Source organism: Blastomonas sp. AAP25, assembly GCF_001295965.1.
Classification (GTDB): Bacteria; Pseudomonadota; Alphaproteobacteria; order Sphingomonadales; family Sphingomonadaceae; genus Blastomonas; species Blastomonas fulva.
The window spans coordinates 42,106-60,948 of record NZ_LJHP01000014.1; the positions used below are offsets into that span (position 1 = coordinate 42,106).

General features: G+C 66.5%; 18 protein-coding genes. 6 read left to right on the forward strand and 12 right to left on the reverse strand.

All coding sequences use genetic code 11. From position 1 onward, the window contains the following. Positions 1 to 70 precede the first annotated feature (70 nt). Both IP68_RS11425 and IP68_RS11430 read left to right on the forward strand, forming a co-directional pair. Positions 71 to 892 (forward strand): class I mannose-6-phosphate isomerase, encoded by an 822-nt coding sequence (locus tag IP68_RS11425; protein WP_231683936.1) that lies wholly within the window; start codon positions 71 to 73, stop codon positions 890 to 892. Continuing rightward, positions 889 to 1,947, forward strand: coding sequence for a mannose-1-phosphate guanylyltransferase/mannose-6-phosphate isomerase (locus IP68_RS11430; RefSeq protein ID WP_054135127.1), 1,059 nt, complete (start codon positions 889 to 891; stop codon positions 1,945 to 1,947). Before IP68_RS11425 ends, IP68_RS11430 begins: the two co-directional genes overlap by 4 nt. Before the next feature lie 30 nt (positions 1,948 to 1,977). On the opposite strand, the gene IP68_RS11435 is transcribed toward IP68_RS11430, so the two are convergent. Both IP68_RS11435 and IP68_RS11440 read right to left on the reverse strand, forming a co-directional pair. Then, on the reverse strand, positions 1,978 to 4,266 hold the full coding sequence (locus IP68_RS11435) for a hypothetical protein (protein ID WP_054135128.1): 2,289 nt from the start codon (positions 4,264 to 4,266) through the stop codon (positions 1,978 to 1,980). An 18-nt stretch (positions 4,267 to 4,284) separates the two neighbouring features. Next, on the reverse strand, positions 4,285 to 5,181 hold the full coding sequence (locus IP68_RS11440) for a hypothetical protein (protein ID WP_156318081.1): 897 nt from the start codon (positions 5,179 to 5,181) through the stop codon (positions 4,285 to 4,287). Positions 5,182 to 5,318: 137 nt separating this feature from the next. Here IP68_RS11440 and IP68_RS11445 point away from each other — a divergent pair, with 137 nt between their 5' ends. Further along, on the forward strand, positions 5,319 to 5,816 hold the full coding sequence (locus tag IP68_RS11445) for a VOC family protein (RefSeq protein WP_197275787.1): 498 nt from the start codon (positions 5,319 to 5,321) through the stop codon (positions 5,814 to 5,816). A 26-nt stretch (positions 5,817 to 5,842) separates the two neighbouring features. Here IP68_RS11445 and IP68_RS11450 read toward each other — a convergent pair whose 3' ends face one another. From IP68_RS11450 to hemC, 5 genes are all read right to left on the reverse strand, one after another. Beyond that, positions 5,843 to 7,975, reverse strand: coding sequence for a transglycosylase domain-containing protein (locus tag IP68_RS11450; protein WP_054135130.1), 2,133 nt, complete (start codon positions 7,973 to 7,975; stop codon positions 5,843 to 5,845). 163 nt (positions 7,976 to 8,138) lie between these two features. Continuing rightward, positions 8,139 to 8,765, reverse strand: a complete 627-nt coding sequence (locus IP68_RS11455) for a molybdenum cofactor guanylyltransferase (protein ID WP_054135131.1) — start codon at positions 8,763 to 8,765, stop codon at positions 8,139 to 8,141. 5 nt (positions 8,766 to 8,770) lie between these two features. Then, on the reverse strand, positions 8,771 to 9,682 hold the full coding sequence (locus tag IP68_RS11460) for a mitofilin family membrane protein (RefSeq protein WP_054135132.1): 912 nt from the start codon (positions 9,680 to 9,682) through the stop codon (positions 8,771 to 8,773). After that, complete coding sequence (locus IP68_RS11465; protein WP_054135133.1) at positions 9,682 to 10,395, reverse strand: uroporphyrinogen-III synthase; 714 nt, start codon at positions 10,393 to 10,395, stop codon at positions 9,682 to 9,684. The genes IP68_RS11460 and IP68_RS11465 overlap by 1 nt, the downstream gene beginning before the upstream one ends. Continuing rightward, entirely contained in the window at positions 10,395 to 11,387 is a 993-nt protein-coding gene (gene hemC / locus IP68_RS11470) for a hydroxymethylbilane synthase (RefSeq protein ID WP_082382311.1), read from the reverse strand. Before hemC ends, IP68_RS11465 begins: the two co-directional genes overlap by 1 nt. Before the next feature lie 41 nt (positions 11,388 to 11,428). On the opposite strand from hemC, the gene tsaD reads away from it, so the two are divergent. Further along, on the forward strand, positions 11,429 to 12,475 hold the full coding sequence (gene tsaD, locus IP68_RS11475; RefSeq protein ID WP_054135134.1) for a tRNA (adenosine(37)-N6)-threonylcarbamoyltransferase complex transferase subunit TsaD: 1,047 nt from the start codon (positions 11,429 to 11,431) through the stop codon (positions 12,473 to 12,475). Then, positions 12,472 to 13,461 (forward strand): NAD(P)H-dependent glycerol-3-phosphate dehydrogenase, encoded by a 990-nt coding sequence (locus tag IP68_RS11480; protein ID WP_054135135.1) that lies wholly within the window; start codon positions 12,472 to 12,474, stop codon positions 13,459 to 13,461. The genes tsaD and IP68_RS11480 overlap by 4 nt, the downstream gene beginning before the upstream one ends. A gap of 251 nt (positions 13,462 to 13,712) precedes the next feature. Here the strand turns inward: IP68_RS11480 and IP68_RS11485 are convergent, their stop codons facing one another. From IP68_RS11485 to IP68_RS11495, 3 genes are read right to left on the reverse strand one after another with little or no spacing between them, the layout of a single operon-like run. Beyond that, on the reverse strand, positions 13,713 to 14,513 hold the full coding sequence (locus tag IP68_RS11485; RefSeq protein ID WP_054135136.1) for an epimerase: 801 nt from the start codon (positions 14,511 to 14,513) through the stop codon (positions 13,713 to 13,715). A 55-nt stretch (positions 14,514 to 14,568) separates the two neighbouring features. Beyond that, positions 14,569 to 14,976 (reverse strand): acyl-CoA thioesterase, encoded by a 408-nt coding sequence (locus tag IP68_RS11490; RefSeq protein WP_171900259.1) that lies wholly within the window; start codon positions 14,974 to 14,976, stop codon positions 14,569 to 14,571. A 41-nt stretch (positions 14,977 to 15,017) separates the two neighbouring features. Continuing rightward, complete coding sequence (locus tag IP68_RS11495; protein ID WP_054135137.1) at positions 15,018 to 15,308, reverse strand: hypothetical protein; 291 nt, start codon at positions 15,306 to 15,308, stop codon at positions 15,018 to 15,020. Between the two features lie 141 nt (positions 15,309 to 15,449). Here IP68_RS11495 and IP68_RS11500 point away from each other — a divergent pair, with 141 nt between their 5' ends. Further along, positions 15,450 to 15,878 (forward strand): CBS domain-containing protein, encoded by a 429-nt coding sequence (locus tag IP68_RS11500; protein ID WP_054135138.1) that lies wholly within the window; start codon positions 15,450 to 15,452, stop codon positions 15,876 to 15,878. Between the two features lie 136 nt (positions 15,879 to 16,014). Here the strand turns inward: IP68_RS11500 and IP68_RS11505 are convergent, their stop codons facing one another. Then, a complete protein-coding gene (locus IP68_RS11505) occupies positions 16,015 to 17,598 on the reverse strand; it encodes a helicase HerA-like domain-containing protein (RefSeq protein ID WP_054135139.1) in 1,584 nt (527 codons plus the stop codon). Between the two features lie 240 nt (positions 17,599 to 17,838). Beyond that, on the reverse strand, positions 17,839 to 18,837 hold the full coding sequence (gene hemH, locus IP68_RS11510) for a ferrochelatase (RefSeq protein ID WP_054135188.1): 999 nt from the start codon (positions 18,835 to 18,837) through the stop codon (positions 17,839 to 17,841). Positions 18,838 to 18,843 lie beyond the last annotated feature (6 nt).

Below are 18,843 nucleotides of genomic sequence, written 5' to 3' on the forward strand. Positions count from 1 at the left end.
TTGACGTGTCACGCTTGACTGGACTGGAAGCATCGCGGAAATGGAAGCAATGGATGTGATGGCTCTCCCAATGAAGCTGACGACGCGCCAGGTGGCAAAGCCATGGGGGAGAGCCGATATCCCGGCCCCCTTCACCAACACGGGGCCCGACAGGATCGGCGAAATCTGGTTCGAGGCCGAAGATGCAGCGCCGCTGGCGCTGATGGTGAAGTACATCTTCACCAGCGAGAAGCTGTCGATCCAGGTCCATCCCGGCCATGCCTACGCGCGCACGATCGGCCTGTCCGGCGGCAAGGAGGAGTGCTGGCTGGTGCTCGATGCCGAGCCCGGCGCGACGCTGGGGATCGGTCTGGTGCGCGACCTCAGCGGTGACGAACTGCGCGCGGCTGCGCTCGATGGCTCGATCGAGCAGCTGCTTGCCTGGCACCCGGTGGCGCGCGGCGACTTCTTCTACATCCCGGCTGGCACCATCCACGCCATCGGCGCGGGGCTCAGCCTGATCGAGATCCAGCAGAACGCCGATGTGACCTTCCGGCTGTACGATTATGGCCGCCCGCGCGAACTGCATCTCGACCAGAGCATCGCGGTTGCGAACGCTGCGCCCTATCGCCACACGCTGGCGCGGCACATCGATCTGGACACCGACCAGACACTGGTCGACGGGCCGCTGTTCGGGCTTCGCCTGGCAGGAGATGCCCCCCAAACGCTGGAGGGCACCGGCCCGCTGCTGGTGATCCCGATCGAAGGCAGCGTTTCGGTGCAGACCGCCGCCGGTGCGGTCACCGCGGCCGCGGGTGAATGTCTCGCGGTCGATCCAGCCTCTTCCTATCACGCCAGCAACGGCGCGCGCCTGCTGCTCGCCCGCGCTCATGAGAACGGCCAGACTGCATGACAAAAATCCTTCCCGTGATCCTTTCGGGCGGCTCGGGTACCCGGCTTTGGCCGCTGTCGGTCGCAGCCCGCCCCAAGCAGTTCCTGCCCCTGGTCACCGACCGGTCGATGTTCGCCGACACGCTGGCCCGCGCCAACGGATCGGACAGGTTCGGCCCCGCGCTGATCATCGGTGCCGAGCGTCATTGCGATCTGATGCAGGCCGAACTGGCCGAGGCCGGGCTCGATGACGCACGGATCCTGCTGGAACCCAGCGCGCGCAACACCGCGCCTGCCATCGCGCTGGCGGCGCTGGCGGCAGGATCGGGCGATGCGGTGATGCTGGTGATGCCCAGCGACCATGTCATCGGCGATCTGGATGCGTTTCTCGCCGCGGTCGACGCCGCGCGTCCCGCCGCCGAACAGGGCTGGCTGGTCACCTTCGGCATCGAGCCGACCGGGCCCGAAACCGGCTTTGGCTATATCCTCATGGCCGCGCCGCTCGCCGATATTCCCGGGGTCCGCAAGGTCGAGCGCTTCATCGAAAAGCCGCCGCGCGACAAGGCCGAGGCGATGCTGGCCGAGGGCAACCATGCCTGGAATGCCGGGATCTTCCTGATGCGCGCCGATCGCTATCTCGAGGAGCTGGCCCTGCACGCCCCCGACATGCTGCGGGCGGCAAGGCAGTCGCTGGAGGGCGTCCAGCTCAACGCGCGCACCATCCGCCCGCTGCCCGGCCGCTTTGCCGCCTGCCCTTCCGATTCGATCGACTATGCGGTGATGGAACGCGCCGACCGCGTCGCCATCGTGCCGGTGTCGTGCGGTTGGTCCGATGTCGGCAGCTGGGACGCGCTGGCAGGCATCGCCCCGCCCGACGACGCCGGCAACACAAGCCATGGCGAGGTCATCGCGATCGATTGCAGCAATTCGCACATCCATGCCGACGGCATCACCGTCACCGCATCGGGCATCAGCGACCTCATCATCATCGCCAACGGCAGCCACGTGATGATCGTCCCCAAGGGCCGCTCGCAGGACGTCAAGAAGATCGTCGAGGCACTGAAGGCTGGCGGATAGCAGCGGCTGGCGGACAACCGGTCTTCCGCGTCAGGATCTGAACCACCGGCTTAACCGTTTGGGCGCGCTGAGCACCCAGAGGTCCGGACGCTTCTTGCGCGCCCAGGTCCACATCGCAGACACCACGATATACACGAAAAACGGCACAAAGATCGCCAACGCGTAGATCATGACCGCTTCGGTCACGTACATGATCGCATCGCCGGAAAAACTGGCAGGAAAAACGCCCAGCAGATCAATCTCGACGGGCACGGCCTCTTTCGGTGGAACGGCTTCCGGGTCTCCTGCTGCGGTCTCACCGATCCAGTAGATCATCTGGCCTGCGCCGAAGATGCCCGTGCCGCCGAGCAGGATGTTGAGTTCGGTCTCGCGGCGCGCAGCATCCGCATCCACCTTCTGCTGGTGGCGCCGGCCCAGATCGCTGGCGTGGTCTTCCAGACTGGCAATCGCCATCGCGAGCGCGTCCTTCTTGCGCGTCGTGCCACGCAGCTCTTCCAGCTTGGTGAACACGTCGCGCTCGGTGTCATAGCGGAAAGGATTGGCGTAACGGAATCGCTCGAATTCCCGATACTCGGCCAGCTTGACCTGATTGATGGCAAATTCCGCCTTGTCGAAGCCGGTGCTTCCATCAAGCGGTTCGCGTTCTTCAAGGGCAGCGGCTGCCGGGCTCAAGGGCTCGGGGTGCTTGCTATAGGCAACCAGATGTTCGATCCGTTCGATGCGCGCCATGCTGCGGTCTTCGTGCTCGCGCGCCAGGAACTCATTGTGCAGCGTGAGCACATGGATGAGAAACGCATAGGGACAGGTACCGATGTAATCGTTGCCGGTTTCCAGGCTCCGGCTCTTGGGAACATAGGTGACCATCGCGCGGTGATTGGCATAGCGCACGAAAAAGCGTTCGTCGGATTGCTCGTCGCTGTCAGGATAGATCGGATCGATGCTGTCCAGAATTTCCGATGTGTCCTGGTTCATGAAGTCGATGATGTTCTGATTGAACCCGGCAAGGAACAGGTAGTCGAGACAGTCCGCGCGGCCCCGCTCGAAGGCGGGGATGTGCAGCGGCTCAGGAGACTCGAGCGCCTTGCCCTGGGCGTCCACCGTGCGCAAAGCCGTGCCATTGCGCAACGCAACGGCAAGAGCGTCAACATCGGGAAACAGGCTGTCAGGCGAGGGCCGCAGATAGCCCAGTTGCGGGCTGATCAGCGCTGCGTAATCCAGCGGGTTGTCTACCCACTCCCAGTAGCTGGCATCCAGTTTCACCGGGCTTGCCGATGCCTCGGAGGCCTTGACCCGTTCCGCCAAAGCCTCCTGATACGGCGCATAGCATTCCTCGCGCACCATGACCTTGCGAGCGACGCTGGCCTTTGTCGAGGGATCGATCGGCATCAGCCGCTTGAAGAAGCGCTCGTCATCGAACAGAAACATGAACCGGCACTTGGGCACCATCAGTCCCGGCACCTCGATGAACGGCACTTCGCGGATCAGCAGCGGCTCCAGGTCCTCGACGGGTCTGGTGCCGGTTTCCTTGGCCAGCCTGCCAAACAGCCTGCGTGCATCGACCAGCATCCGACGCTTGACGAAGGGCCAGAAACTGTCGGTGTTTCCGGTACGGTCGGTGACCTTGATGCCGTCCAGCGGGCTGATGCCGGTCCGGTCGTCGAACACGGATGTCTGGGCACCGGGCGCCGCGCTGTCGTGCGCGATCTCGAACTCCTTGGGTGCGGCCAGCTTTTGCAGCAGCGATAGGAAGTAATAGGTCGATGGATCATAACCCCGCCCGTCCCCGTCGATATCGCGCGATGCGTAATGATGGCTCAACGCCAGATGATAGCTGAGTGCGCCGTTGTTATGCGCCAGCCAGAACCTGCGGAACCGCACTGCACGCTCGTCGTCCAGCCCTGGCGGGCTAGCGCAATAGGTGACCCCTTCCGTCGACCATTCGACGGTCTTGGGCATCCTGAAAATCAGTTTCTCGCTTTGGCGAATGTGCCTTTCTGCCGCCTTGCGCTGCGCATGCGGGTCTGCCGACGTTATCAACGGCGCGTCGTCTGCGGCCAGCAGATGTTCCTGCACCTCCCCCAGAACCTCGCGGTCGGCAATGTCGTTGAAGAGTGGATCGATGGCGTTGCGCAGCAGCACCGAGGGGAGATGCGCCTGCTGGACCCTGGCAAACAGCTTGTGCGTCAGCCTCCTGTCAGGCTGACCCACCGCTGCCGCAACGTCCTCCGGCGAGATATACAGCGAAAGGGTCCAGTAGAGCGTGCCCGGCCGGGCATCCTCAAAATCCTCGCATGGCTCCCAGTCTCCCCGCACCGCCATCTTGGCCCCCCTTTCCTGCTAGCGCACCGCCAGAGCCAGTGCGCGAAAGCTGTCATACTCCGTTGTCGGCTTGGCAGACCGGAGCCACGACAGGGCGGGCTCCATCGGCAGGAGGGCAACCGGAGGGGTGCGCGCGGAAAGAGCAGCCAATTGCCTGGTTGCCACCCCACCGGGCTGGTCTTGCGTGCCCTTCAGCACCGAAATCGCGAAAAAGCTCTGCAGATGGTCGTGCAGGAATCCGGCATCTACCGCGTCGCCCGGAAAATCCACAGCAGCATAGATCAGCCCGTCATCGCTGTGTTGCGAAGCAGACAAAGCGGGCTGGATGTACGGAAAATCCACCACCTTAGCCCCCATACGTGACCATATCGCCAGACGGTCGACCTGATCGATTCCGGAATGCGCGGTATCGGCAGCATATTCTGCGGCTGTCAGCCGCAGCGGATCGTTCTGTTCAATGAAGACGGCTGGCGCGGTACCCTCGCGGTCGAGATCGAGCGCAATCAGAGAGAGCATCCGCACCGCTGCCAGCATCTTGCGCAGCATTCCGCGCCCGCGTGAGGCGGGTTCGACATAGACGTAATTCAGCGCAATGGCTGCCGGGGGCAATTGCGCGTCACGATCGATCGCTGTCGCCAGAAAGTTGGCGCCCCCCAGCAGCGTTCCATCGGCATCTTCGAATACCGCCACCAGTTCCGAATGGACCCGGCCAAAGGCGTGACGATAGGCTCCGTTCAAGGCGAGACACGCTTCGAACCCTTCGAGTTCCTCTCGCTCGTCTGGCAGGACAAAGGCCCGGTCATAGCCTGCAAAGAACCGGGTCAGCACGGGGGACCCCGGGTCCTCGGTGGCAAGCGCCCTCACGCCATCGGCAAGGTCGAGCGTGATCAGCGAGTTCATGGCTGGGCCGGTCATCTGGCAACACTGTCATGGCGCATTCACCGCTGCAAGATGCTGGTTGGTTCCGAAAGGCCATGCCCTATGGCGCACGGCCTCGAAACCTGTCCTCGCGCATATTGCCTCGCACCGGGAAATGGCTGAAAAGCACAGGCATGGTCTCACGCCCATCCCTCTTCGCGCCATGGCTTGCCGTAGGAGCGCTGTACCTCGGGATCGCGGCGTGCAGCGCCGGCGGTGGGACTGCGGCTGGCGAGGACAACAGCACAAAGGCGCGCATGATGGGCAATCCGGTGGTTCATTTCGAGATCCCCGTCACCGACATGGACCGGGCGGTGGCGTTCTATGAAGCCGTGTTCGGCTATCGGCTGACCCGGCAAGAGGTCGACGGATATGACATGGCGTTCTTTGCGCGCGCCGACGGGGCTGCGGGTGCGAGCGGGGCGCTGGCCAGAGGCGATGTCTACAGGCCGAGCAAGGAGGGCGTGATCGTCTATTTCGACGTTCCCGATATCGATGCGGTGCTGCAAAAGGCCAAGGCCCGAGGGGCCAGGATCCTTTACGCGAAGAAGGATATCGGCGCGGCGGGGTTCGTCGCCGAAATCGAGGACAGCGAAGGCAATCGCATCGCGCTGTCGCAGGGGGGGGACTGATCCCGGGCGCGGCTATTCCTCCCCACCTATTCCTCGTCGCGCAGCGCCGGGGCGACCCGTTCTTCCTGCGGCGTCGGCGGCGGACGGCGCACCGGGGGCCGGGGTTCGGCCTGACGGACCTGCGGCCGGTTGACCGGATCACGGCCAAGCGCGCGATCGATGAAATTGTCGTCCAGCCGCTCGGGCTGCTGCACCGGCGGCGGCGCGAAAGGGTCGGGCTCGGCGGGGCCTCGGCCCGGATCGATCGGGTTGCCGTTCTCGTCGATGAAGATCACATCGTCGGGCGAGCCGAAATAGGCCTCGTCATCGGGCTCGAGCTGCCACTCGGGAAGCTTGAGCTCGGTATCGAACGGCTCGACCTTGCGCTTGGCGACCGCGACCTTCATGAACGAGGCGAACGCGCGCGCGGGCGCGGTGCCGCCCTGCAGCCCGCCGACCGGGCGGGCATCGTCGCGGCCCATCCAGACGCCGGTGGTGATCCCGCTCGAAAAGCCGAGGAACCAGCCATCCTTGTTGCTGTTGGTGGTGCCGGTCTTGCCCGCCACGGGCCGCCCGATCTGCGCGGCGCGCCCGGTGCCGACATTGACCGCGGTCTGCAGCAGGTCGGTCATCCCGGCGGTGACGTGCGGCGGAACGAGCACCTGGCTCATGTCGGATTCATGGCTGTACAGCACCTCGCCATCGCTGGTGGTGACCTTGGTGATGCCATAAGGCGAAATCGCAACCCCGCCCGAGCTGACCCCGGCAAAGGCGCGCACCATGTCGATCACACGGACCTCGGACGACCCCAGCACCATCGAGGGCAAGGTCGTGATCGGCGTGGTGATACCGAAGCGGCGCGCCATGTTGGCGATCGAGCTGGTGCCGACATCCTCGCCGATCCGCGCGGCGACGGTGTTCTTGGAATAGGCAAAGGCGGTGCGCAGCGTGATGTCGCCCGCATAGCTGCCGCCGCTGTTACGCGGAGACCAGCCGCCGATGGTGATCGGCGCGTCGGTGACGATGTCCTCGGGCGTGTAACCTGCCTCGAGCGCGGAGAGATAGACGAACAGCTTCCACGCCGAACCCGGCTGGCGCAGCGCGCTGGTTGCGCGGTTGTAGTTGGAGGTGACGTAATCGGTGCCGCCGACCATCGCGCGCACCGCGCCATCGCGGTCTAGCGAGACCAGTGCGCCCTGTGCGCCGCGCGGCACATGCGCCTGGATGGCCGCGGTGCCTGCGCGCTGCATGTTGAGATCGAGCGTGGTCCACACCACGATCGGCTCGCCATTGTCCTCGATCAGCGTATCGAGCTGCGGCAATGCCCAGTCGGTGAAATAGCGTACCGAATTCTGGCCCTTTTCGGGCGCGAACTCGACGCCTTCAAGGTCTGCCTCAGCGGCCTGGGCAGGTGTGATCGTGCCGACATCCTGCATCACCTGCAGCACCACGCCCGCACGGCCCAGAGCAGCCTCGCTGTCGGCGGTGGGGGAATAGCGCGAGGGCGCCTTGACCAGTCCGGCGATGATCGCGGCCTCGGCGAGCGACAGCGTCTTGGCATCATGGTTGAAGAACTTGCGCGCCGCCGAATCCACGCCATAGGCGCCGCCGCCGAAATACACCTTGTTGAGGTACAGCTCGAGGATCTGGCCCTTGGAGAACTTGCGCTCCAGCGCCAGCGCGAGCACGCCTTCGCGGATCTTGCGGGTGTAGGAACGGCTGTTGCTGAGGAACACGTTGCGCGCGAGCTGCTGGGTGATCGTCGATGTGGCCCGCACGCGGCCGCCGCCTGCGACCGAATTGTAGATCGCGCGGCCGATGCCGATCGGGTCGACGCCGGGGTGATAGGCGTAGCGGCGGTCCTCGACCGAGACCATCGCATCCTTCATCACCTGCGGAATGTCATCGATATCCAGCCATTCGCCGAAGCTCGGGCCCAGTTGCATGATCTCGGTGCCATCGGCGGCCTTGACCAGGATCATCTGGCCGTTGGGCGAGGATTTCAGGTCCTGGAAGCTGGGCAGCGAGCCCATCACGGTGACCACCGCGACGACCAGGCCGATCAGCCCGATCACCGCTGCTGCCGAGCCGATCTTGACGAAACGCCAGAACCACAGGCGCGGACCGCTTGCGGGCCTGGGCTTCGACGCGGCCCTGTCACCCTTGTCTTTCACCGCCATGTGCAATCGGCCCCGATCATTGTGCCCAGCTCATTGTGCCAGGCTCATTATGCAACGCGCGCATCAGCCGCGCCGCAGCAAAGCGCCGCGTTTTGCAGCATCCGGCTTTCGCGTTGCTGAATATCGTGTCCAGTGCCATGCGCCAAGGCGTTTCGGTGCGGCCTCATGCCGTGCCCGGCCCGCCTGGCGCGTCGCCTGCCATATCGCCTGCAAGCGCCTGCGCCATTGCGAGTTCATGCGGCGTGTTGACGTTCATCAGCGCGCCTGGCTCCGGAAACTCCACCGCGCGCGCGCCCAGCGCCTCGCCCAGGCGGCGCAGCGACCATTTTTCGGCGCATACCTCTGCCGGAAGCGCTGCGATCACCGCGCGCGTGTCCCACAACGCAAAAGCGGGCTGCAAGGCGCCAGGGGTTCCGCCGTCGCCTGTGGCCATCGCCACCGGCGCAGATGGCGCCAGCCGCGCGACCAGATCGTCCGGCACGAAGGGCGCATCGACCGGCGCGGTGACGAACGCATGCACGTCGCGCGCCGCCAGATGCAGCGCCGCCGCGCGGATCGCGCCGACGGGTCCCGCCGGGCCTTCGGGGAGATCGGCGATCGCCTCGAGCCCGGTGCCATAATCATGCGGCGCCGACAGCAGCACCTGCCCCACCTGCCGCGACAATCGCCGCACCACTCTGTCGATCATGCGTTCGCCGCCGATCAGCGCCAGCGCCTTGTCCTCGCCCTGCATGCGGCGCGACTGGCCGCCTGCCAGCACCACGGCGACCTGCGGCAGGGACATATCCATCAGGCTCAGTTCGCAGGCGCCTTGGGGGCCAGCGGCGAGGGCTGCTCGATCGGCTGGCCAGCGGCATCGCGCAGGCCGCGAGGTTCGAGAATGGCAGCGCTTTCGATGATGTCGAGAGCGCGCCGCGCCTCGGCATAGATCCGCGCCTTGGCCAGCCAGTCGGCGGCCTTGTTGCTTCCGGGCAGCCGCTCGATCTCGGCGAGTGCAGCCTCGACCCGCCCGGCCTCCAGATAGCGCTTGGCGCGCTGCAGCCGCTGCGAAGGGGTCTGCGACACGCTGCCCTGCTGCTCGACGACGAAAAGCTCGCTCGCCTCGCGCTGCAGCGCATCGAAAAAGCCTTCATTGGCGGCGCGGCCCGAGACGATCGAGGGGCCGATCTCCTCAAGCTGCGCGCGCAATTGGTCCATCGTGACGGGGTTGCGCGCGGCGCGCACGATGGTGGCAACCGCATTGGGCTGCGCCGCGCCGAAACGCAGCTGCAGCTGGCCTTCGAGATAGCCCAGTGCCGAGGCGCGGTCGAGCGCGCGGCGCGCGGCAAAGGCGATCAACAGCCCTTCGGCGCGCCCGGCATTGCCCGATGCCTCCTGCGCCTGCACGTTGATCAGCGACAGCCGGTTCTCGAGCTCTGCCACCCGCACATCGAGCGCACGCGGCGAAACCGGGCCCCCGAGCATGCCGCCTGTCATCGCAGGCGGCGGGCCGCCGGCGCCGGGACCTGCCGGATCTGCGGTAATGACATTGCGGTCGAGCGCGGTCTGCGCAGGCGTTGCAGGTGTTTCGGTGAACCAGCCCGAGCGGGTGATCAGCCAGCCCGACAGCGTCGCTCCGCCGACAAAGGCAAGCGCCAGCAGGATCAGCAGCGTCCTGCCGCTGGCGCCTTGCGAGGGGCGGCCCGGGCGGGGGGTCTCGGGGTTCATCATGTCTCCGGTTGGTGATTGGGTGCGGCATGCTGGCACAGGGCGTCCGCCACGTCCAGCAAAGCACGGTCGTCGGTCGAGGCCGCCACGCGGACCGCCGCCCAGCCGGACCCCGCCGCATCGACCAACGCGGGCGCGAACAGCGCGAGGCTGATCCGCCCGCGATCCAGTCCGGCGGAATCGACCAGACCGGCAAAGTGCGAGGCCGCGCGCGCCGAATGCAGCAGCACCACGCAGGGGTTGGCCAGCGCATCTGCCAACGCAGGGGGCATCGGCAGCGCGCGCGAGCGATAGACGATGCGGGTGTCGATCGCGAGGCGGCTGTCGGGAAGATCGACGCGGTCTTCGCCCGCCAGCCGCAGGATGTGCAGATGGCCGTCCTCGACCAGCATCGGCAGCAGGGCGGCGAGCCCGCCTTGCCCCTGGCCGCGCACCCGGAAGCCGAGGTCCAGCGCCATCCGCGCGGTCTTGCCGCCCACCGCATAGAGCGGCAGGTCCTTGAGGTCCGCGAGCGCCGGGCCGCCATGGCGAAAGACATTGGCGCTGCCCACCAGCAGAGCATCATAGGCGGACGGATCGGCGGGGCTCCAGGCGACCTGCTCGATGACGAATAGCGGCGTCACCAGCGGATCGTGCCCCGCAGCGCGCAGCGCCTGCGCGGTTGCGGTGGCGCCGGGCTGGGGCCGCAGAACGATGATGCGCGCGCCCGCCATCAGCCCGGATGGAACAGCCGCGTGATCGTCTCGGGGGCCTGGGCCAGCAGATCGGCGGCCAGCCTTGCAGGTGCGCCCGGATCGCTGGCCGCAAAGCGGATGTCGCCCGCGACATGCTGCGCGCCGTCTTCGGAATAGAGCACCGCACGCAGATGGATCGTGGTGCCCGAAATCCGCGCCAGCGCCGCGATCGCCGAGTGGCAGTCGCCGCCCAATGCCTCGAGCAAGGCGCGTTCCGCCATCACGCAGGCCGAGGTCGGCGCATCGTCGATCCCGCCGATCAGCGCGCGCATGGCCGCATCATCCCGGCGCACTTCGATCCCCACCGCGCCTTGCGAGGGGGCAGGCAGCCAGCTGTCGCTGTCCAGCCGCACCGAGGCGATCCCCGGCAGCGTCTCGCCCAGCCGGTCGAGCCCGGCGGCGGCGAGCAGCGTCGCATCGGCCTCCCCGGCCTGCAGCTTGCCGATGCGGGTGGCGACATTGCCGCGGAACAGCACCGGCACGATATCGGGGCGAAGGCTGCGAATCTGCGCGGAGCGGCGCGGCGAGCTGGTGCCGAAGCGCGCACCGTGCGGCAGCGCATCGATGCTCGCAGCGCCCAGCAGGACATCGCGGACATCCGCGCGCGGCAGCATCGCGGCGAGCACGAACGCTTCGGGGCGGATCGTCTCGACATCCTTCATCGAATGCACCGAAAGGTCGATCGTGCCCCCGCCCAGCGACCAGTCGAGCTCGCGCGTCCACAGCGCCTTGCCGCCGACATCGGCAAGCGGGCGGTCGGTGATCCGGTCGCCGCTCGCCACCACCGGTGACAGCTCGACCTGATCTTCGGCCAGCCCCCAGCGCGCACGCAGCGCGGCGGCGGTCATGTGCGCCTGCGCCATCGCCAGCGGCGAGGCGCGGGTGCCCAGCCGGATGGGCCGGTCGGCGAGGATTTCGGCTATGCCTTCGGGCAGGTCGGCGCGGGCGCCGGGGTGCAATGTCTCTCCCATGCACCTTGTGCTAGCGGCCAATAGCGATAAGGGAAAGCCCCATGGCAATCATCCTCGGCATCGAATCAAGCTGCGATGAAAGCGCGGCCGCGTTGATCGGGTCCGATCGCAGCATCCTGGCGCACCGGCTGGCTGGGCAGGAAGACGCGCACCGTCCCTATGGCGGCGTGGTCCCCGAGATCGCCGCGCGCGCGCATGTCCAGATACTCACCCCGTTGATTCAGGCCGCGCTCGACGATGCCGGGCTCACGCTCGACGATGTCGATGCGGTCGCCGCGACCGCAGGCCCCGGGCTGATCGGCGGCGTGATGGTCGGGCTGGTCACCGCCAAGGCGCTCGCGATGGCGGCGGGCAAGCCGCTGATCGCGGTCAACCATCTCGAGGGCCACGCGCTTTCGCCGCGCCTCGCGGATGCGAGCCTGGAATTTCCCTATCTGCTGCTGCTGGTCTCGGGCGGGCATTGCCAGATCCTCCGGGTCGATGGCGTCGGCCAGTACCGACGGCTGGCGACGACGATCGACGATGCCGCGGGCGAGGCGTTCGACAAGACCGCCAAGATCCTGGGGCTGGGCTATCCCGGCGGGCCAAAGGTCGAGGCGCTGGCGAAAACCGGCGATGCGCGGGCGGTACCGCTGCCAAGGCCGTTGCTGGGCAGCGCCGAGCCGCATTTCTCGTTCGCAGGCCTCAAGAGCGCGGTGCTGCGCGCGGCGCAGAGCGGGAGCCATCGGCCCGAGGATATCGCCGCAAGCTTTCAGGCGGCGGTGGTGGATTGTCTGATCGACAGGCTCGAGAAGGCTCTGTCCGGCTCTGCCGACGAGGGCGAACCCCCCCGAACCCTTGTCGTCGCAGGCGGAGTCGCGGCGAACGGCGCGATCCGCTCGGCGCTCGAGGCGCTCGCGAGCCGCCACGATATGGGCTTTGTCGCCCCGCCTTTATGGCTGTGCACCGACAATGCCGCGATGATCGGCTGGGCGGGAGCAGAACGCTTCGCTTTGGGGCTGACCGATCCGCTGGATATCGCCGCACGCCCGCGCTGGTCACTCGACCCACAGGCAGAAGCGGCGCGCGGTGCAGGAGTGAAGGCATGAGCGACACCAAACCAACGGTCGGCGTGATCGGCGGCGGCGCCTGGGGCACTGCCCTTGCACAGATGCTGGCGAGCGATGGCCGCAAGGTGCTGCTCTGGGCGTTCGAACCCGCAGTGGTCGAGGAGATCAACGCGCAGCACCGCAATAGCGCGTATCTCGCCGGGATCGACCTCAACCCCGCGATCCGGGCCAGCACCGATCTGGCTGATCTGGCCGGTTGCGCGCTGCTGCTGGTGGTCACCCCCGCGCAGCACATGCGCCGCGTGCTTGCCGCGTTGCCGCCCGGCACCGCCGATCTGGTGCTGTGCTGCAAGGGGATTGAAGAGGCGAGTGGCGACCTGATGGTCGATGCCGCGCGCGCCGCGGCCCCGGGACGCCCGCTTAGCGTACTTTCGGGCCCGACTTTCGCGCATGAGGTCGCGCGTGGCCAGCCCACCGCGGTGACGCTGGCATGCGAGGATCACGCGCAATGGGAGCGGATCGCGCCCCAGATCGCGCGCGCCGCCTTCCGGCCCTATTTCACCACCGACATCACCGGCGCCGAAATCGGCGGCGCGGTCAAGAACGTGCTCGCGATCGCCTGCGGCGTGGTCGAGGGCCTGGGGCTGGGCCAGAACGCCCGCGCCGCACTGATCGCGCGCGGTTTTGCCGAGATGACGCGGTTCGGCCTGGCCTGCGGGGCGCAGGCGGAGACGCTGTCGGGCCTGTCTGGGCTGGGCGATCTGGTGCTGACCTGCTCGTCGGTAAGCTCGCGCAATTTCTCGCTGGGCAAGGCGTTGGGCGAGGGTCGTAACGCCGCCGATATCCTCGCCGACCGCGCCACCGTGGCCGAAGGCGCCTTCACCGCGCCGGTGCTGCAGCACGTGGCGCGCGACCGGGGCGTCGCGATGCCGATCGTCGACACGGTTTGTGCATTGCTGACAGGCGACGTCGCAGCGGGCGCTGCGGTGGCGGCGCTGCTGGCGAGGCCGCTGACAGCGGAATAGACGCCCCCTCTCGTCTGTGCCTCCCTACCCCGCTCAGTCTGAGCCTGTCGAAGGCCATTCAATCTGTTCGCGTAACCAAACATGTCATCCTGAACTTGTTTCAGGACCCATTGTGCGTTTCTGCGAAGTGGGCAGCGAGCCGTGAAATGGGCCCTGAAACAAGTTCAGGGTGACGGACTTTGACAGCCGGGGCAAACGGCGCGCGGCCTTCGACAGGCTCAGGCTAAGCGGCTGATGGTGAAGGGTCGTTATCACTCCCCCGCCAGTATCCCCGCCAACCCGGCCTCGTAATCCGGATAGCGCAACTCCCAGCCCAGCAACCGTTTCGCCTTGCCGTTCGCCACCCGGCGGTTCTCGGCGTAGAAGCCAAGCGCCATCGGCGACAGGTTCGCCTCCTCCAGCGTCTGCAGCGGTGGCGGCGGCATGTCGAGCAGGCGGCACGCCGCCTCGATCACCAGATTCTGCGAACAGGGCAGGTCGTCGGCGAGGTTGTACACCCCCGCCGGGCCTGCAAACGATGCGATCACCCCGCCTGCGATATCGTCGACATGCACCCGGCTGAACACCTGACCGGGCATCGCGATTCGCTTGGCTCCGTCATCGCGCACCCGGTCGAGCGCGCTGCGTCCGGGACCGTAGATCCCCGGCAGCCGCAGCACACGGACACGTGAATCGAGCGCTTGCCAGTCGAGATCGGCCTGGGTGCGCGCGTTGCGCCTGCCGGTGCCGACGATGGCGCCTTCATCAACCCACGCCCCGCGCGCATCGCCATAGACACCGGTCGAGGACAGATAGCCGATCCAGCGCGCGGGTGCGGCGCGCAACGCATCGGCATAAGCGGCGAGCACCGGGTCAGCGCCGCTGGCGCGATCGGGCGGAACGCTCGATAGGATGTGGCTCGCGCCTGCCAGCGCGGCGTGGACGGCGGCGCTGTCGACAAAATCGGTGTCGCCCGCACGGCCTGTGCCCTGCACCTGCCAGCCATTGGCGCGCAGCCGCTGCGCCAGGATCGAGGCGGTATAGCCCATGCCGAAGATGAAAAGCCTGCTCATGGCGCGCGACCCTAATGCCCTGGCAGCGGCTGACAAGCGTTTGCCGGGGTCTGCGTCAGGCCAGCCTGGTGTCGCGCACGATGGGACGCGGGCGGTGGTTGTCGTCGAGAGCGACAAAGGTGAACAGGCCGCTGGTCACGCGCACCTGCTGTTCGCCGCGGTCACGGGTCGCGATGACATCCAGCCGGATCGAAATCGAGGTGCGGCCCACCCGCTCGACCTCGGCATAGACCGAGATGATATCGCGCAGCAGGATGGGAGCAAGGAACTGCATCGCCTCGATGGCGACCGTGGCGCAAGGCCCCTGAACCTCGCGGCTGGCGACGATTCCGCCTGCGATATCCATCTGCGCAAGAACCCAGCCGCCGAAGATATGGCCGTTGGAATTGATGTCCGCAGGCGCGGGCACCACCCGCAGCACGGGATCGCGACACTCGGTCAGGCGATCGGTGGTCTCAGTCATGGAATTACCCCCCGGTTGGCACCCGGCACTCCGGCCCCCGGTCACGGAGACTCGGGATCGAGCGCGTCGTCTATCGATTCGTCATGGCCGGTGCCGCTGGAAAGGAACACCAGCCCCATCAGCGCCGCGGTCAGCAACATCGTGAAGCCTATGCCCAGCGCCGCAGCGATGTACATGTGGATCGAGACCGTTCCGTGCAGCATGAACAGCACGCCCAATATGCTCACCACCGCCAACGCCGTGGCCGCCGCCATCCAGCCCATCACCCGCCAGTAGCGGCGCCAGGCGAAGCGGGCATATTCGGGATCATCGAGATTGGAAAAGCGGGGCATGGAAGGGGATATAGGTCGAGATGCCTTTTCTTTCCAAGCATTTCGTGGGACCATCGCTCTGCTTGAGTCGCCATGGCGGACCTCGTTGCATTGCCGCCTTTGTCAGAGGGACCGGGCGTAACGCTTAGGAGGGCGCATGTCATGACCATTGCCAATATTCTGTCCGGGCGCGATGGCGCGGTCCACCAATGCACCTGCAATGCCACCGTGCGCGATGCGGCCAACCTGCTCGCGGAAAAGCGCATCGGCGCGCTGCCGATCGTGCGCGACGGCGAGGTGGTTGGCATCTTCTCCGAGCGCGATCTGGTCTACCGGCTGCATTCCGACGGCCCCGATATTCTCGATCAGCCGGTCGAAAAGGCGATGACCGCGCCCGCGATCACCGTTGCCCCCGACACTGCGGTGATGTCCGCGCTCTCGCTGATGACGCGCAGGCGGATCCGCCATCTGCCGGTGGTCGAAGGCACGACTTTGATCGGCTTCGTCTCGATCGGCGATCTGGTGAAGTACCGCATCGACAAGATCGAAAGCGAGGCCGCGGCGCTGAGGGATTACATCCAGAGCGTTTGAGGGCTGCTGTTCTCCAGTTTTTTGCCCGTCATTCCCGCGAACGCGGCAATCCCGCTTTGTCTGGCCCCTCGGGCAGAAGCGGGCCCCCGCCTTCGCGGGGGGTGACGACAAAAGGGCTTGGGCCGAGCACCAACCCCTATCGCATCAGCCCGCCCAGCAGATTGCGCGCGAACCGGCCGAGGCCCGGAAAGCCGAACGCCTTGCCCAGTTCGGTCGCGACCGTGCCCGCAGCGGCACTCGCCGCGCTGGCACCCGGGCGCGCGCTGCTCTTCTTGCCGCGGATGGCGCCTGCAATCACCGCGCCGGCCGAGGCGGCTGCCGCCCCGGCTGCGGCATTGCCCGCCTTGGCCCAGATCGATGTCGTCTTGCGCGGCTGCTTCGCAACTTCGTCCTTGCCCTTGGCCTCGACTTCCTCGGCGACCGCGGCAGCGTCGGCTGCCTTCTGTGCGAGCACCTCCATCGCCGATTCGCGCTCGATCCGCGTGTCGTACTTGCCGTCATAGGGCGAGACCGACTGGATGATCGCGCGCTCCTTCGGGGTCAGCGGGCCGAGCCGCGAGCGCGGCGGCTTGATCAGCGTGCGCTGGGTGATCGAGGGCGAGCCGTCCTCGAGCAATGTCGAGACCAGGGCCTCGCCGGTCTTGAGTTCGGTGATCGCGGTTTCGACGTCGAGATCGGGGTTGATTCGGAAGGTGTCCGCTGCCGCCTTGATCGCCTTCTGGTCGCGCGGGGTGAAGGCGCGCAGCGCGTGCTGCACCCGGTTGCCCAGCTGGCCTGCGACCTTTTCAGGAATATCGATCGGGTTCTGGGTGATGAAATAGACGCCCACCCCCTTGGAACGGATCAGCCGGACGACTTGCTCGATCTTCTCCTCGAGCGCCTGGGGGACGTCATCGAACAGCAGATGCGCCTCGTCGAAGAAGAACACGAGCTTGGGTTTTTCGGGATCGCCGACCTCGGGGAGAGTCTCGAACAGCTCGGACAGCAGCCACAACAGGAAGGTCGCATAGAGCTTGGGGCTCTGCATCAATTTGTCGGCGGCAAGCACGTTGATATAGCCACGGCCCTGGTCGTCGCAGCACAGGAAATCGTCGATCTCGAGCGCGGGTTCACCGAAGAACTGGCCTGCACCCTGGCTTTCCAGCTGGAGCAGTTGCCGCTGGATGGTGCCAACACTCGCCTTGGTGACATTGCCGAACCGGGCGGACAGCTCGCTCGCATTCTCGGCGGTATAGGCGAGCACCGATTGCAGATCGGCCAGATCGAGCAGCAGCAGCCCCTTTTCATCGGCATAGCGGAAGGCGATGTTGAGCACGCCTTCCTGCGTGTCGTTCAATCCCATCAGCCGCGCGAGCAGCAGCGGCCCCATCTCGCTGATCGTGGTGCGGATCGGGTGGCCCTGTTCGCCGTAAAGGTCCCAGAAGATCGCGGGGTTGTCCGAATAGGCAAAGCCCTCGAGCCCGATCTCGGCGGCGCGCGAGACAAGCTTGTCATGCGCCTTGTGGGTGGGCGAGCCCGGCATCGCGATCCCGGCAAGGTCCCCCTTCACATCGGCGACGAATACCGGAACGCCCTCGGCCGAAAAGCTCTCGGCGATCCCCTGCAATGTCACGGTCTTGCCGGTGCCGGTGGCGCCCGCCACCATGCCGTGCCGGTTGGCACGGGCAAGCACGAGCACCTGCCGCTCCCCGCCGCCAAGGCCTAGAAAGATATCGGACATAGGTGGTGCTCCCCGCAGCTGCTGTTTGCGGATGTATGCCGCGAGAGCAGGGGCAAGTCGAGGGAGGTTACAAGAGTATGCACGTTGCGCGGCAGTTCAGGCCCACCCCGGCTTCGGCTTTGCCTCAGCCACCCCTCCCGCAAGCGGTAGGGGAGAATGTTGCGCTGTCCCTCTCCCCTCCCGCTTGCGGGAGGGGAGAGGGACAGCGCGGCTTGCCGCGCGGGGTGGGCGTGTAAAGACCTAGATCCACCCGCCCAGTTCGCGGCGCACCAAAGTCTCGAGCATGTCCATGCCCTCGCCGCTGGCGTTGAGGCACGGCAGGTAGGCAAACTTCTCGCCGCCGGCGTGTTCGAACTGCTCGCGGCCCTGGATCGCCAGCTCCTCGAGCGTCTCGAGGCAATCGACCGAAAAGCCGGGCGCGACCACCGCGATGCGCTTGACGCCCTTCTTGCCCAGCGCCTCGAGCGTCGCGTCGGTCGCGGGCTCGAGCCATTTGGCGCGGCCGAAGCGCGACTGGAACGAGACGACCAGCTCGCGCCCCATCGCCTCGCTCAAAAGCCGCGCGGTCTTGCGACACTGGCAGTGATAGGGATCGCCCAGATGCAGCGTGCGCAATGGCATGCCGTGGAAGCTGGTGACGATTTCTTCGGGCTCGAAATCGAGCGAGGCGATCGCGTGCTCGATGTTGCGCTTGAGCGCATCGATGTGCGCCGGGTCATCATGATAGGCGGGCAAAGTGCGGATCGCGGGCTGCCAGCGCATCGCCTGCAGCACCTCGAACGCCTTGTCGTTGGCGGTGCCGGTGGTCGCGCCCGAATATTGCGGATAGAGTGGGGCGAGCAGGATGCGGTCGCAGCCTGCCTCCTTCATCGCCTTGATCCGCGATTCGATCGAGGGCTGGCCATAGCGCATCGCGTAATCGACCAGCACCGCATCGCCCAGTCGGCCTTTGAGCGCCTCGGCCTGCCTTCGCGAATACACCGCGAGCGGCGAGCCCTGGTCGGTCCAGACCTCGGCATAGGCAGCCGCCGATTTCTGCGGGCGGGTGTTGAGGATCACCCCGCGCAGCAAGGGCTGCCAGACGATCGCGGGGATTTCCACCACGCGCTTGTCGGAGAGGAACTCGCCCAGATAATCGCGCACCGCCTTGGTGGTCGGCGCGGCAGGTGTGCCCAGATTGATCAGCAGCACGCCGATGCGGGGCTTCAGGATCGGCGGGTGATCGGCATCGGGCTGCATCCCCGA